13 protein-coding genes are annotated in these 14,204 nt (G+C 41.4%); 9 read left to right on the forward strand and 4 right to left on the reverse strand.

What is annotated here, in order from left to right; genetic code table 11:
• Positions 1-73: 73 nt before the first annotated feature.
• A complete protein-coding gene (locus HKX39_RS04260; protein ID WP_171680073.1) occupies positions 74-1,339 on the reverse strand; it encodes a YihY family inner membrane protein in 1,266 nt (421 codons plus the stop codon).
• Between the two features lie 99 nt (positions 1,340-1,438).
• Here HKX39_RS04260 and HKX39_RS04265 point away from each other — a divergent pair, with 99 nt between their 5' ends.
• Positions 1,439-1,852 (forward strand): DUF2069 domain-containing protein, encoded by a 414-nt coding sequence (locus HKX39_RS04265; protein ID WP_246226025.1) that lies wholly within the window; start codon positions 1,439-1,441, stop codon positions 1,850-1,852.
• Between the two features lie 15 nt (positions 1,853-1,867).
• Entirely contained in the window at positions 1,868-2,923 is a 1,056-nt protein-coding gene (gene aroC, locus HKX39_RS04270) for a chorismate synthase (protein ID WP_171680074.1), read from the forward strand.
• Between the two features lie 389 nt (positions 2,924-3,312).
• On the opposite strand, the gene HKX39_RS04275 is transcribed toward aroC, so the two are convergent.
• Positions 3,313-4,209: a DMT family transporter gene (locus tag HKX39_RS04275; protein WP_171680075.1), complete on the reverse strand. Its 897-nt coding sequence runs from the start codon at positions 4,207-4,209 to the stop codon at positions 3,313-3,315.
• A gap of 269 nt (positions 4,210-4,478) precedes the next feature.
• Here HKX39_RS04275 and HKX39_RS04280 point away from each other — a divergent pair, with 269 nt between their 5' ends.
• The 6 genes from HKX39_RS04280 to HKX39_RS04305 are packed head-to-tail and all read left to right on the forward strand — an operon-like array spanning position 4,479 to position 10,632.
• Positions 4,479-5,036 (forward strand): cytochrome b, encoded by a 558-nt coding sequence (locus tag HKX39_RS04280; RefSeq protein ID WP_171680076.1) that lies wholly within the window; start codon positions 4,479-4,481, stop codon positions 5,034-5,036.
• A gap of 59 nt (positions 5,037-5,095) precedes the next feature.
• Positions 5,096-6,385 (forward strand): bifunctional tetrahydrofolate synthase/dihydrofolate synthase, encoded by a 1,290-nt coding sequence (gene folC / locus HKX39_RS04285; RefSeq protein WP_171680077.1) that lies wholly within the window; start codon positions 5,096-5,098, stop codon positions 6,383-6,385.
• Between the two features lie 59 nt (positions 6,386-6,444).
• Complete coding sequence (locus HKX39_RS04290; RefSeq protein WP_171680078.1) at positions 6,445-7,566, forward strand: SPOR domain-containing protein; 1,122 nt, start codon at positions 6,445-6,447, stop codon at positions 7,564-7,566.
• Between the two features lie 2 nt (positions 7,567-7,568).
• Positions 7,569-8,057, forward strand: a complete 489-nt coding sequence (locus HKX39_RS04295) for a CvpA family protein (RefSeq protein ID WP_171680079.1) — start codon at positions 7,569-7,571, stop codon at positions 8,055-8,057.
• Positions 8,058-8,086: 29 nt separating this feature from the next.
• Complete coding sequence (gene purF / locus HKX39_RS04300) at positions 8,087-9,601, forward strand: amidophosphoribosyltransferase (protein ID WP_171680080.1); 1,515 nt, start codon at positions 8,087-8,089, stop codon at positions 9,599-9,601.
• Positions 9,602-9,621: 20 nt separating this feature from the next.
• On the forward strand, positions 9,622-10,632 hold the full coding sequence (locus HKX39_RS04305) for an NAD(P)H-dependent flavin oxidoreductase (protein ID WP_171680081.1): 1,011 nt from the start codon (positions 9,622-9,624) through the stop codon (positions 10,630-10,632).
• A 39-nt stretch (positions 10,633-10,671) separates the two neighbouring features.
• Here the strand turns inward: HKX39_RS04305 and HKX39_RS04310 are convergent, their stop codons facing one another.
• Positions 10,672-11,694 carry an ornithine cyclodeaminase gene (locus HKX39_RS04310; protein WP_246226026.1) on the reverse strand — a complete coding sequence of 341 codons (1,023 nt, stop codon included), beginning with the start codon at positions 11,692-11,694 and terminating at the stop codon, positions 10,672-10,674.
• A gap of 175 nt (positions 11,695-11,869) precedes the next feature.
• Between HKX39_RS04310 and HKX39_RS04315 the strand changes: the two genes are divergently transcribed.
• Positions 11,870-12,298 carry an Lrp/AsnC family transcriptional regulator gene (locus tag HKX39_RS04315; RefSeq protein ID WP_171680083.1) on the forward strand — a complete coding sequence of 143 codons (429 nt, stop codon included), beginning with the start codon at positions 11,870-11,872 and terminating at the stop codon, positions 12,296-12,298.
• A gap of 433 nt (positions 12,299-12,731) precedes the next feature.
• Here HKX39_RS04315 and argH read toward each other — a convergent pair whose 3' ends face one another.
• Entirely contained in the window at positions 12,732-14,129 is a 1,398-nt protein-coding gene (argH, locus tag HKX39_RS04320) for an argininosuccinate lyase (protein ID WP_171680084.1), read from the reverse strand.
• Between the last annotated feature and the right edge of the window lie 75 nt (positions 14,130-14,204).

The raw sequence follows: 14,204 nt of genomic DNA on the forward strand, positions 1-14,204 counted from the left end.
TCCCATAAAATCACGTATTCCTTCAATGTACACGAATAAAAGGAAATTATCAACTCAGGTTTTTAAAGGGTTATTAAAGGACTTCTTTGAGTTCAACATTTTCTTTTAAGATTAAACGACTCATCGCACTACGAATTTTATCATCCGCCATCGCTTGATCTATTTCGGGGTTAAGTAAAAATAAATCACTTAATGCCGATAGCTGTTTGTCTGTGGTATTAGCAAGTACCCAGCGTTCAGAGCGTTTGCCTTGAGTATTCACGATGTAACTGAGAGAGCTTAATTGTTCGAGGACATAAAGGGTATGTGTACTATTGCCCCCCATATTTTTTTGTAAATATTGTGTGCTTTTACCGGGTGGGTTGTTATTGCTGTTTTCTGCCAAAATACGTAATAAACGAATGGCTTGTACAAAATCGGCACCTGCTTTATCACTCGTTTCAATATGCCCAAAGCGGATTTGTGGCGCAATAGAAGCAATAATGGCACCAAATAAAATGACTAGCCAAGAGAGGTAAATCCAAAGTAAAAATAATGGAATAGTGGCAAATGTGCCATAAATAACGGTATAAGAAGGAAATTGCGTAATATAAAAAGCAAAGCCATTTTTCATGGCTTCAAAAAGCACGGCGGCAATGGCAGCGCCAATCATCGCATCGCGTAGGTAGACACGACGATTAGGCACGATATAGTAGAGCAAGGTAAAACCAATAAAAGACAGGAGAGTAGGGAAGACTGTCGCAAAGATATTTTGAACAATACTGATATCTACCCCAAAGCCTAATTTGGCTCGTGCGACAAAAGTACTTGCCCAAATGCTCGCAGCGAGCATAAAGGGACCGACGGACAGAATGGCCCAATAGATTAAGACTCGCGTCATTAAAGGGCGTTGTTTTTGTACGCGCCAAATTTTATTAAGCACCTCATCAATGGTTTTCATGAGCAAAATAGAGGTAATCATTAAAAAGACAGCACCAATGGCAGTCATATTACGGGCTTTTTCGGCAAAGCCATTTAAATGGGTCATAATGCTGTCGGACATTGCTTCTGGCATAAGATTATTAGCCAGAAAATGATCCAACTCAGTTTGCAGTTCTTTAAAGATAGGGAAGGCAGTAAACAAAGAGAGGATGACGGCTAAGAGTGGGACGACAGCCAATACGGTAGTATAAGTCAAACTACCGGCGACCTGCGTTAAATTATCATCTGATAAACGGTGAAAAGCGGTCACAACGGCCTGTCTAAAATAAGGGCGAGCATTTTGTTGGACCTGATCCTCTTCAGCTTGTTCTTGGTTCTCTTGAATATCGTTAAGATGTTCGGTATCTTTATCGTGCATCGCTTTAAATTTGAAAAAATTAATAAATGACAAGTCAAAGTATAACAAGATAATGCGATAGACCCAAAAAATCCGTATAATGAATGATATTCTCTACAGATGAGTACAGTATCAATGTCAGACGAGTTAAAACTCAACCCTATATTACGCCTAGGTGCTTTTATCGCTTTATTGGCTTTATTTATCCTTTGTATTGTTTGGGAATTGTGGTTAGACCCACTAGTGCCGGGAGGTAGTATTTATGTCCTTAAAGCTTTACCTTTGATGTTTCCTTTGTATGGTGTGTATAAGGGGAATCTTTATACGATGCAATGGTCATCAATGTTGGTATTGCTTTATATTCTTGAAGGGTCTACACGATGGTATTCGGATACCTCTGTCTTATCACAACGCTTAGGTATGATAGAGTTTTTTCTTGCCTTGGCGGTATTTTTATTTGCTATTTTCTATGTTAGACCCGCTAAGCGTTTAGCAAAAGCCAAGAAAAAAGCGCAAGAGCAAAAAACACACTAAATTTAGGATGAAAACATGTCGGGTAGCTCGTTAGGTAAGCTTTTTACAGTGAGTAATTTTGGTGAGTCACATGGTACAGCGATTGGCTGTGTGATTGATGGTTGTCCTGCAGGGATGGTATTGACAGAGGCGGATATTCAGTTTGAGTTAGATCGTCGTAAACCTGGGACTTCACGTCATGTGACGCAACGCCGTGAACCTGATACTGTTCAAATTTTATCGGGTATTTATGAGGGCAAAACGACAGGGACACCGATTGCCTTATTGATTCAAAATGAGGATCAACGCAGTAAAGATTACAGCAATATTAGCGACTCCTTTAGACCCGGACATGCAGATTTTACGTATTGGAATAAATTCGGCATTCGTGATCCACGTGGTGGTGGACGCTCCTCTGCACGCTTAACCGCACCTACGGTAGCGGCAGGGGCTGTGGCAAAGAAATGGCTTAAAGAGCGTTATGGTGTGCAAATTCGTGGCTATATGAGTCAATTAGGTCCTATTGAAATTCCTTTTGAGAGTTGGGACGAGGTAGGAAATAATCCTTTCTTTGCCCCAAATGCCACCGTTATCCCTGAGTTAGAAGCCTATATGGATGCTTTACGTAAAGAGGGGGATTCTATTGGTGCACGTATCGAAGTGGTGGCAGAAAATGTTCCTATCGGTTTAGGAGAGCCTATTTATGACCGTCTAGATGCTGATATTGCTTATGTGATGATGGGATTAAATGCGGTTAAAGGCGTATCAATTGGTGCTGGATTTAACTGCATCACCCAAAAAGGCTCAGAGCATGGTGATGAGATTACTCCGGACGGTTTTTTAAGTAATCATGCGGGTGGGATTTTAGGTGGTATTTCTAGTGGTCAGGATATTACGGTATCACTCGCCATTAAACCTACCTCAAGTATTCGTATCGAACGTCAGTCAATTAATACTAAGGGAGAGCCTGTGACTGTGCAGACATTGGGTCGTCACGACCCTTGTGTGGGTATTCGGGCAACCCCAATTGCCGAGGCTTTATTGGCATTGGTGTTGATGGATCATGTCCTTATTCAGCAAGCGTATAAGTAGTATAAATCTTGCGTAAAGGGTTGATTGGGAGTAAAATGCACATTAGGAGAATGTAGCGGTGGTTTCCCTACCGCTCACCTTGGCAACTTCTCTTGCTTTAGGTGCTTAGTTATTAATAAGCGTTATGGCTTAGTAATAAAACTAAGATGAGGATAATTACTAGTTTAATGAGCATTATCGTCTCCTAGGATTGCCACCACTTCGACTTAGGTCGGTGGCGGTAACCTACCTAGCAGGGTGTTCCAGCACCCTGTCAGGTAAACACAGTATAGCAGTACAAATAAAGCTAGTGTATTCGTAGAAATGCACTAGCTTTTCCTTTTTAGGTAAAAATTTTTATAAAACAAAGCATTATAAATGCTTGATATAGGATGAATTTGTCCTATGGGTTATTTGTTATTCGACAACATCAATCCTATTGCAATAGCGAGAATCCCAATAGCCTGATAGTTTTGGAAACTTTCTCCTAGGATAAAGACAGAAATCAATACACCAAAAACAGGCATAAGATGAATAGATAAGCCCGTCTTGACTGCACCGACTTTTTGTACGGCTATGGTATAGAGTAGATAGGCGACAACTGAAGGGAATATACCAACATACGCTAACGCTAATAGGGCATTTTGATTCCAAGAAGAATGCGTATCCGTTTGATTAATTTCCCAGATAAGAAGCGGTGCCAAAGCCATTAAACCAAAAACAATTTGTATTCCCATGAGACCACGACGATCGATATTGGCAGGAATATCTTTCATCCATAGTGTATAGAGTGCCCAACAAATCATTGCAAGAAATACGATTAAATCTCCCGGATTAAATGCAAAAGATAGCAGGCGTGACCAATCGCCATGAAGTACGATAGAGAGTACGCCACTAAGAGAGATGAGTAGTCCAAGGAGTTGGATAAAACGAAGTCGTTGTTGATAAAATAGAGCGCCTATCAACATAATGAGAACAGGAATGCAAGAGTTCAATAAAATGGCGTTAGTTGTTGTTGTGCTATGTAGCCCTTTATAAACTAAGGTATTAAATCCAGCAACACCAACAAGAGAAACGGCGATAATTTTAGTGATGTTTTCTTTGTAAAGTCCCCAGTCACGACGTATATAGTGAATAACAAATGGCAATAAAACAATAAGTGCAATCACCCAACGTCCAAAAGATAGGGTAAAGGGAGCAATATCTTCTCTGACGGCACGCCCTACAGCAAAATTACCCGCCCAGAAAAGCGGAGGTAGTACGAGAAAAGGTAATACAGAGAGAAATGAGGGTTTTGAAGATGGCATCGAGTCTACGGCTATGACGATTGATGAGTCTTAAAATAGTATGAATTTAAAATAGTTGAATTATACCGTGTGGCATAAGGCAAAGTAAAATCACATGAGTAATATATAGAATCATTTGTTTTTCATTATTTAACAATAATTCTTATTGGGCTATTTTATAATAATGAAATGATGATAATTTGATGATGTTGTTTTATTTTGTAAGAAAGTAAATGTATATAACGACAAATTATCCGTGTTTTGATAGAAAATAGCTAAAGAGAGGTTTTATGAGCAATTCTGCACAAGGTTACGGAAAGGTAGCCATTGTATTGCATTGGTTAATTGCAGTTGTGATGATTGGTATGATTTGTTTGGGGCTTTATATTAATAAAAATGAAGCTTATCACTTGATGTCTACCCATAAGTCAGTCGGTATTTTAATTTTTGTTTTTGTTGTATGGCGTTTATTATTGCGTCTACTCAAAGGATTTCTTCCTGCATTGGGTTCTACGTCTACTTTTCAACAGATATTGTCGCGTTTAGTGCATTGGATTTTGTTGTTAGGTACAGTATTATTCCCACTAAGTGGTATGGTAATGTCTGCGATGGGAGGGCGAGGTTTACAAGTGTTTGGGACTGAAATTTTTCCGATGAATATGCTTAATGGTCGTCCAGCGGCTATTAATGAGGATGTGTCTGAAATGGCGGCAAATATTCATGAGCTTTTAGTTCCTATTATGATAGCAGCGATTGCTTTACATATTTTAGGTGTGATTTATCATCAGTTTATAGTTAAAGATAATACTTTATCTCGGATGTTGGGCTGTACAAAATGCCATAAATAACTGATTTTTTCATCAGGAGCTGTGTTAAAATAAACCCTTTATTTGACACAGCTTTTTTTATGTCTGCTCCTACGCTTGCCCACTCGCTCAAAGAGTGGCTATCTTATCTTGAAAATCTTCATCACAAAAGTATTGACATGGGACTTACCCGTGTTAAGGCGGTGGCTGAACGCTTAAATCTTCATGATTGGTCTGGTTTTAAAATTGTGGTTGCAGGAACCAATGGTAAAGGGTCTACCTGTGCCATGCTTGAGGCAATTTATCTTGCGGCTGGTTATCAAGTTGGGCTTTATACATCGCCTCATTTGATTGATTTTAATGAACGCATTCGTCTGAATGGGGTTAATGCGTCCGATGAGGCAATTGTTGCCAAGTTCTATGCAATCGAACAAGCGCGTGGTGAAATTAGCCTGAGCTACTTTGAGTATACGACCTTAGCTGCTTTTTTATTGTTTAAAGAAGCGGGTTTGGATGTGTCTATTCTGGAAGTCGGTCTAGGAGGGCGCTTAGATGTGGTCAATATTGTCGATGCTGATTGTTCTATTGTCACTAGTGTAGATATTGATCATGTGGAATACTTAGGCGATAACCGCGAAATCATCGGACTGGAAAAAGCACATGTTTATCGTGCAGGCAAGCCTGCTATTTGTAGTGATCCTCAGCCGCCTGAGAGTTTACTTAACTATGCCAAAGAAATTGGGGCTGATTTATGGCTCTTTGGGCGTGACTTTAACTATGACGGTGATAAACAACAATGGGCATTTGCGAGTCGGATTGGACGCAAAAATGCGTTAGCGTATCCTGCATTACGCGGAGCAAATCAGTTATTAAATGCTTCAGCGGCACTGGCAGCGATTGATGCCTTGCGACCACATTTAGCTGTACCATTGCAGTCGGTGCGTCAGGGCTTATTACAAGTGACATGGGCAGGACGTTTTCAGATTTTACCGGGACAACCCACGACGATTTTAGATGTAGCGCACAATCCGCATGCGGCAGCCGTATTAGCACATAATCTACAAAGTATGTCGTATTTTCCTTATACCTATGCGGTATTAGGTATGCTCAGTGATAAAGATGCTGCCGAGGTTATTCAGAAATTTAAAGGCATTATAGATCATTGGTATCTCTGTGATTTAAGCGGTCCTCGGGGACGTAAAGCGCAGGAATTAGCTGTTTTGGTCGAAAAATTTTTACCCAAAGATGATGAGAATCTACCAACTGTGCAAATTTTTGAAAATCCAGTGGTGGCTTTTGAGGCAGTGAGGGCAAAAGCAAACGATAATGATCGTATTGTGGTATTCGGTTCTTTTTTAACCGTCTCTGCCGTCTTAGAACATATTCGCTAATCTTAGGTGCGTGTTAATCGTATCTCCATTAGCATTAAAGGAAGTATTTAGAGGATTTTATGGGTTTATTTAACAAATCAAACCAACCGCAACGTCGCCAAATTCGTACAATGCATAAAGAGCGCCCTAGCGAGAACAGTGATTTGCAATATAAGGCAAAAAGCAAATTGATTGGTGCTGCTGTGTTGGCGGCACTAGGTGCTGTGATACTCCCCTTTATTTTTAGTAGTGAAGAACCTATTAATCAAGTGACTACGTCAGGTCAAGCGCCTTTAGTCGCACCAGGAGTACAAGCTGAGGCAGGGGCTTCAGGTACGATTGCGATTTCAGCAGCACCAGGTGTGAGTGTACAAAGTACAGAGCAGGGTGCAGCAGTAGCTAGCACAGAGTCAACATCAAGCACAGAGGCTGAGACTTCTGTACAAGGGACGATTGATACAGCGGGCCTAACAACGAGTACAGCGATTCCTCAAAGTATCGCCAATGCCGTGGGGGAGTCTCAAACTGAGGTACCGGCGGTGGCAACGCAAGCTCCCAAGACAACATCTACTCAAAGCGTAGCGGCTAGTACACAAACAAAACCTGCGGTAGAGGTGGATAAACCTACTAAACCAACAGGAGAGCTGAAATCTGTTGCTCCTCGTCAAGAAGTTGCTCAATCTACACAAGAGACTGTGACGAAATCACAGGCACCTAAAGTCGAAGAGGAACCTCAACGTACTGTAGCGACAAAATCAGAGTCTAAAACAGATATCAAAACGATAACCAAAGCAGAAACTAAGGCGGAGTCTAAATCAACAGCCAAGGTGGATAATGTCAAACGTACAGATGATGGTAGTGCTGCACGTGCTTTATTAGAAGGAAAAAAAGTCACCTCGATATCATCTGCTACCCAGGGTAGTGCAAACAGTAATTTTCCTAAGCCACAGTCTGTGACATCGACATCAAAACAACGTTTGACGGTACAAGTAGGCTCATTTACGTCAATGGATGATGCTCGTGCCCAACGTAACCGCTTGAGTTCATCAGGCGTATCCAATGTTTTTGTTCAAAATGCCGTGGTCAATGGTCGTCAAACCTATCGCTTGCGTGTCGGTCCTTTTACGAATCAAGAGTCAGCGCAAGCCGCATTAACTCGCTTACGTGGTTTAGGTCATAATGGTTTTATTACGGGTAATTAATTTTGACTGAATTTGATTATGTTGTGTTAGCCGTTTTAGGGTGTTCTGCCTTACTCGGTTTTATTCGAGGTTTTTTAAAAGAGGCTTTTTCCCTCATTGCTTATGCAGCAGCAGGTTATGCAGCGATACAATGGGGGCCAAGTGCATTGCCTTGGTTCCTCAGTCTTTTTGATAATTATTATGTAAGTGCCGCTGTCGCTTATGCGGTGGTGTTTATTGCGGTGCTTTTAGTGGTGGGATTACTCAATCTTACCTTAAGCTCTATGATTTCTTATGCAGGTCTAGGTCCTGCAGATAGTGGTTTAGGGCTGCTTTTTGGTTTAATTCGTGGACTTATTATTATTTTGCTTGTCGTGATTCTATTGGGGTATACGGATTTTCCTCAGCAAGCATGGTGGCAAAATGCAAAATTCTCTGCTATGTTTGTGGATATGGTTAATCAGTTAAAATTATTATTATCAGCAGATATAGCTAAATATCTTCCTTATTAATTCTCTTTCTTACTAAAGGCTTCTTTACTATGTGCGGTATTGTTGGTATTTCAGGTGTATCACCAGTTAATCAGTTAGTCTATGATGCGTTGCTGCTATTACAACATCGTGGTCAGGATGCGGCAGGTATTGCAACATCAAAAGATGATCATTTTAGTATGTTTAAGGCACATGGCTTAGTTCGAGATGTTTTCCGTACGCGTAATATGCGATCTTTACCAGGAAATTGCGGTATTGGTCAGGTACGTTATCCCACGGCGGGGTCTAGTGATAGTATTGATGAGGCACAGCCTTTTTATGTGAATGCTCCCTTTGGAATCACCTTTGCCCATAATGGTAATTTGACGAACCCCGACGAGCTACGGGAGCAGCTTTTCCGTATTGACCGCCGCCATATTAATACCAACTCTGATTCAGAGGTATTGCTTAATGTATTTGCTCATGAGTTGCAATTGGCGAGTGATAAAAAGTTATCACCTCAAGAAATGATTTTTACGGCTATCCGTGCCTTACATCGTCGAGTTCGTGGTGCTTATGCGGTTGTTGCTGAGATTGCGGGTTTTGGTATGGTAGCTTTCCGCGACCCCAATGGTATTCGTCCTTTATGTCTTGGCAAAAATGAAACGCCTGAGGGTATTGAGTATATTGTAGCCTCAGAGTCGGTAGCCATTGATGGGATTGGGTTTGAGCCTATTCGTGATATTGAGCCGGGTGAGGCCGTGTATATTGATAAGGATAAAAACGTTTTCTTTGAGCAATGTGCAGATAACCCACGTTTAAATCCATGTATTTTTGAGTATGTGTATTTTGCGCGTCCTGACTCCACTATTGATGGGGTAAACGTTTATAACGCCCGCTTAAAAATGGGACAGTATCTTGCGGATAAAGTCGCACGTGAATTACGCTTATCTGATATTGATGTGGTCATGCCTATTCCGGATACTTCCCGCCCTGTAGCGATGGAGTTAGCTTCTCGCTTAGGGTTAGAGTATCGCGAGGGCTTTATTAAAAATCGTTATGTTGGTCGTACGTTTATTATGCCAGGGCAGGCAGTACGTAAGAAGTCTGTTCGCCAAAAACTCAACGCCATGAGTGTTGAGTTTAAGGATAAGAATGTATTGTTAGTCGATGACTCTATTGTCCGTGGTACGACGAGTCGTGAGATTGTCGATATGGCAAGAGCAGCAGGGGCAAAAAAGGTGTTCTTTGCTTCAGCAGCTCCCGCTGTTCGCTATCCTAACGTGTATGGGATTGATATGCCGACACAAACCGAGCTGATTGCGCATAATCGCAGCACAGAAGAAGTGTGCAAAGAAATTGGTGCAGACGGTCTTGTGTATCAAGGTTTAGAGGACATGAAACAAGCCGTGTCTGATCTCAATTCTGCCATTCAGCACTTTGATACGTCTTGCTTTGATGGGATTTATGTTACTGGGGATATTGATCAAGCTTATTTGGATCGTTTAAGTGCAAACCGTCATAAGCCTAAAGAAGAGCCTAAGTCAGGTGGTATGTCGGTAAATATGGGCGTAGAAAACGACTAACGTCAATCCACAAACAAAGAATGAAGATTATTCAAGCCCCGATGGCAGGGGCACAAGATGCGGAATTAGCTATTGCTGTGTGTCGTGCTGGTGGAATAGGTTCTTTACCAGCAGCGATGTTGTCTTTTGAACAGTTGCAAAATGAATTACAAAAGCTACAAACACAGCTTGATAGTAGAGCTCTTTATAATCTTAATTTTTTTGCGCATCAAACACCAACGATTAGTGACTTACAATACCAGCGATGGTTGGATTTGCTAGCCCCTTATCTTGAAGAATATGGTTTACGTATTGAGGATATTCCGCAAGGAAAGGGGAGAGAGCCTTTTAATGAGGCTAGTCTTTCGTTGGTTGAAAAATTTCGTCCTCCTATTGTAAGTTTTCATTTTGGTTTACCCGATGATAAATTACTAGGTGCGGTTAAAGCGACAGGAGCACAAATTTGGTCTAGTGCCACCACTGTTGCTGAGGCTTTATATCTTGAGTCTAAAGGCGTTGATGCTATTATTGCTCAAGGTTTTGAGGCAGGTGGACATCGAGGGATGTTTTTAAATAAGGATCTCAGCCAGCAAGTAGGGACGTTGGCACTCCTCCCTAATATTCGTAAGGCAGTAAATTGTACGGTTATTGCAGCAGGGGGGATCAGTGATGCGAGAACGATGGCTTATGCTAAAGCGATGGGTGCAGATGCGGTTCAGGTTGGGACGGCATTCTTATTAGCTAACGAGGCTAAAATCACTCCCGAGCACAAGGCTGCTTTACAAAGCCCAGCTGCGCAGCATACGGTTATCACCAATTTATTAAGCGGTGGTTATGCACGAGGCATTCCCAATCGTTTTATGCAAGACGTGGGGGCGATTCATGTGGATGCACTACCATTTCCAATGGCAAGCCTTGCCATTGGTCTGCTGAATACGGCAGCAACAAAGCAGGGGAAAACAGATTTTCGGAGTCTATGGGCTGGGCAAAATGCCATCTTGACCCAACCCGGCTCTGCATCAGAGATTATATTACGGCTACAAAATGGTTAAATTTAACTACTAGCTGTAATATAGCGACTTAAAGACACCTTATTTTAAATACCCAAATAAATCTTTAGGGTCTTCTAAATCTGGTACTAAGTCGATGGGTTTCGCTAAGCCTAGACGTAATGCGACATCGTGAATATAACGAATTGCTGAAAAGTCTTCAATCGCAAAACCGACTGAATCAAAAATGGTAATTTCTTCGTTAGAAAGGCGAGCAGGTTTCCCTGTTTTAAAGACATCTGCAAGGTGCTTAACTGGAAAATCTACCGCTTTGTTTTGTAACTCTCCCTCAACACGTGTTTGTGGTTCAAACTCTACATAAACATCGCCCATATCAAGAATACGAGGGTCTAACTCTGTTTTATTGGGACTATCACCACCGACAGCGTTGATGTGGACACCTGCTTCAATCATTGCTTGGGTGAGGATATGGGCTTTAGAGTATTCTGCAGTGACGGTAGTGATGATATCTGCACCTTTGACGGCATCGGCGACACTATCTGCAATAGCAATGCTAATCCCTGTATCTTGGAGATTACCTACCAATTTTTCACTCGCTTGTCGGTCAATATCAAATATCGCTAGTTCATCAATACCTAATAAGTGATAGAAAGCTAAGGCCTGAAATTCACTTTGACAGCCATTGCCAATCAATGCCATACGTTTGCTATTTGGGCGAGCTAAATATTTGGCAACAAGCGCAGACATCGCTGCAGTGCGTAGGGCAGTAGTGATAGTGAATTCACTAATGACGTCGGGTTGACCTGTGTTATTACGCATTAAAGCCCCAAAAGCCAAAACCGTAGAAAGACCTTGTTGTGGATTGTTAGGGTGGCAATTAACATATTTAAAGCTATATTGTTCTTTAGAGGCAATAGGCATTAGTTCGAGTACGCCATTATCCAGATAGCTAGCCACTCGTGCTGTCTTATCAAATTCATGCCAACGTAGATAGTCTTGCAACAAATAATCTGACATACCCTCAAGGGTCGCCTTTATCCCTTGGATATGAATTATTTTTGCTATATCTTGTGGGCTGATAAGCGTTGTTGATAGGGTCTTCATTGTTTGCCTCATTAAGGTGTTATTGTGTTTATTAAATACATAATGCTGTCATCATCTTATGGATAGTTTGGCTTATTTTTATGTCAATGAAAATGGCAAATTATGATAATATTTGCTTATATTTTTACTATTTTGATAGATTAACTTATCATTTTGATAGATTTAATGAGAAACCATGCAAAATTTAGACCAGACTGATCAACGCTTATTAAGTCTCTTACGCGAAAATGCTCGCTATTCCATTGCTTATCTTGCACAGAAATTACAAGTTTCTCGAGGGACGGTGACAAATCGTATAGCTAAATTGGAAGATGAGGGAATTATTCGAGGATATACGGTGGAGCTAAGACCAGAAAATGAGCTCTCCAATGTACATGCTTGGACAAGTATTGTGATAGAAGGTAATATGACACTATCTGTGGTAAAGGCTTTGCGAGGAGACCCTTGTGTGACGGCTATTTATGACACCAATGGACGATGGGATATCTTAGTGGAGTTAAGAGCTTCTTCTTTAGAAGAGCTAGGAAAAGCATTAGAACGTATTCGCTTGATTAAAAATATTAGTAAATCAGAGACAAGTATTCACTTAAAAAGTTATATGTAGGTTATTTTTGTCCTAGTTCACTATTTTTTGAAACCTAGCCAATATCAGCCTTTTGCGAGGGTTTAGTCATCAAAAAGGAAAAAGCAGCGTATTCGGGGAATAGGCTGCTTTTTATTGTACTGCTATACTGTGTTTACCTGACAGGGTGCGACAACACCCTGCTAGGTAGGTTACCGCCACCGACCTAAGTCGAAGTGGTGGCAATCCTAGGAGACGATAATGCTGACCAAGTTAGTAATTATCATCATCTTAGTTTTATTACTAAGCCATAACGCTTATTAATAACTAAGCACCTAAAGCAACCGAATTTGCCAAGGTGGGCGGTAGGGAAACCACCGCTATTTCTCCTAAAAGCTATTTTACTGATAATTATTGGTTTTAGCAATAATGAGCAATATATTCTACTATATTGACTAAACGAACTATACGCTGATTATTCCGCCAAAATACGCTCAGCTTCTGCTTTAACGCGAATAGGGGCTGTACCACCGATATGGTTACGAGCCGATACCGACCCCTCTAGTGTAAGGACTTTAAAAATATCTTCCTCGATAGCGTTATTAAAGGCTTTAAGTTCAGCAAGGCTTAAATCGGCTAAATCAATGCCTTTTTGCTCGCATTCACGGACGGCCAAAGCAACGGTTTCATGCGCATCACGGAATGGTAGGCCTTTTTTCACCAGATAATCTGCTAAATCTGTGGCAGTCGAAAAGCCTTGCAGGGCAGCAGCACGCATATTGTCTTCTTTTACTTTGATACCTGCGACCATATCCACAAAGATAGTCAATGTATCGCGTAGCGTATCCGCAGAATCAAAAAGACCTTCTTTGTCCTCTTGATTATCTTTGTTGTAGGCGAGTGGCTGACCTTTCATTAAGGTGAGTAGGCCGATTAAATTACCATTTACGCGACCTGTTTTACCACGAGCAAGCTCAGGCACGTCAGGGTTTTTCTTTTGGGGCATAATTGAACTGCCTGTGCAGAAACGGTCAGCTAACGTAATAAAGCCCACACGAGGACTCATCCATAAGATTAATTCCTCAGATAGTCGAGAAATATGGGTCATGACTAGGCTTGTTGCTGCACAAAACTCAATGGCAAAGTCACGATCAGAAACCGCATCTAGGGAGTTACGGCACACACCGTCAAAACCTAAAGTTTTGGCAACACGCTCACGATCAATCGGATAAGATGTCCCTGCTAAAGCAGCTGCACCTAAAGGTAATTGATTAACACGTTTACGGCAGTCCATTAGGCGCTGATAGTCGCGACCAAACATCTCCGCATAGGCGAGTAGGTGGTGACCGAAAGTGACCGGCTGTGCTACCTGTAAGTGCGTAAATCCAGGCATAATCGTAGCGTGATGCTCTAGTGCCATTGTGGCAAGTGCCTTACGCAACTGTAATAATAATTCAGCAGAAGTATCAATCTCGGCACGCAACCATAGACGAATATCGGTCGCTACTTGGTCATTGCGTGAACGCCCTGTATGTAGACGCTTACCTGCATCACCAATCAGCTCAACGAGACGCTTTTCGATATTTAAGTGAACGTCTTCTAAATCTAATTGCCATTGTAATTCACCGCGATTAATCTCATCGATAATTTGCGCCATACCCTTTTGAATATCCGCATAATCTTGTGCTGAAATAACACCCACATGGCTAAGCATTTCCGCATGGGCAAGAGAGCCTTGAATATCAAATGGGGCGAGTCGTGTTTCAAAGAAAATAGAAGCCGTATAACGTTTGACTAACTCTGAAACTGGCTCAGAAAAGCGAGCTGACCATGCCTCGCTTTTTTTATCGAATTGATTTTGCGTTGTACTCATGACTTACCTTTTAAAAGACTGTATAAATTTAGCCTCAATTATAATGAATTCGCGCAAAGTATGCTTTAGATATGT

The sequence above is a fragment of the Pelistega suis genome (assembly GCF_013133795.1).
Taxonomy (GTDB): domain Bacteria; phylum Pseudomonadota; class Gammaproteobacteria; order Burkholderiales; family Burkholderiaceae_B; genus Taylorella; species Taylorella suis.

What these genes read in the sequence shown, in the direction of transcription:
- HKX39_RS04260 (WP_171680073.1), bottom strand. Translation starts at nt 1,339, where the DNA reads ATGCACGATAAAGATACCGAACATCTTAACGATATTCAAGAGAACCAA.
- HKX39_RS04265 (WP_246226025.1), top strand. Translation starts at nt 1,439, where the DNA reads ATGAGTACAGTATCAATGTCAGACGAGTTAAAACTCAACCCTATATTA.
- aroC (WP_171680074.1), top strand. Translation starts at nt 1,868, where the DNA reads ATGTCGGGTAGCTCGTTAGGTAAGCTTTTTACAGTGAGTAATTTTGGT.
- HKX39_RS04275 (WP_171680075.1), bottom strand. Translation starts at nt 4,209, where the DNA reads ATGCCATCTTCAAAACCCTCATTTCTCTCTGTATTACCTTTTCTCGTA.
- HKX39_RS04280 (WP_171680076.1), top strand. Translation starts at nt 4,479, where the DNA reads ATGAGCAATTCTGCACAAGGTTACGGAAAGGTAGCCATTGTATTGCAT.
- folC (WP_171680077.1), top strand. Translation starts at nt 5,096, where the DNA reads ATGTCTGCTCCTACGCTTGCCCACTCGCTCAAAGAGTGGCTATCTTAT.
- HKX39_RS04290 (WP_171680078.1), top strand. Translation starts at nt 6,445, where the DNA reads ATGGGTTTATTTAACAAATCAAACCAACCGCAACGTCGCCAAATTCGT.
- purF (WP_171680080.1), top strand. Translation starts at nt 8,087, where the DNA reads ATGTGCGGTATTGTTGGTATTTCAGGTGTATCACCAGTTAATCAGTTA.
- HKX39_RS04305 (WP_171680081.1), top strand. Translation starts at nt 9,622, where the DNA reads ATGAAGATTATTCAAGCCCCGATGGCAGGGGCACAAGATGCGGAATTA.
- HKX39_RS04310 (WP_246226026.1), bottom strand. Translation starts at nt 11,694, where the DNA reads ATGAAGACCCTATCAACAACGCTTATCAGCCCACAAGATATAGCAAAA.
- HKX39_RS04315 (WP_171680083.1), top strand. Translation starts at nt 11,870, where the DNA reads ATGCAAAATTTAGACCAGACTGATCAACGCTTATTAAGTCTCTTACGC.
- argH (WP_171680084.1), bottom strand. Translation starts at nt 14,129, where the DNA reads ATGAGTACAACGCAAAATCAATTCGATAAAAAAAGCGAGGCATGGTCA.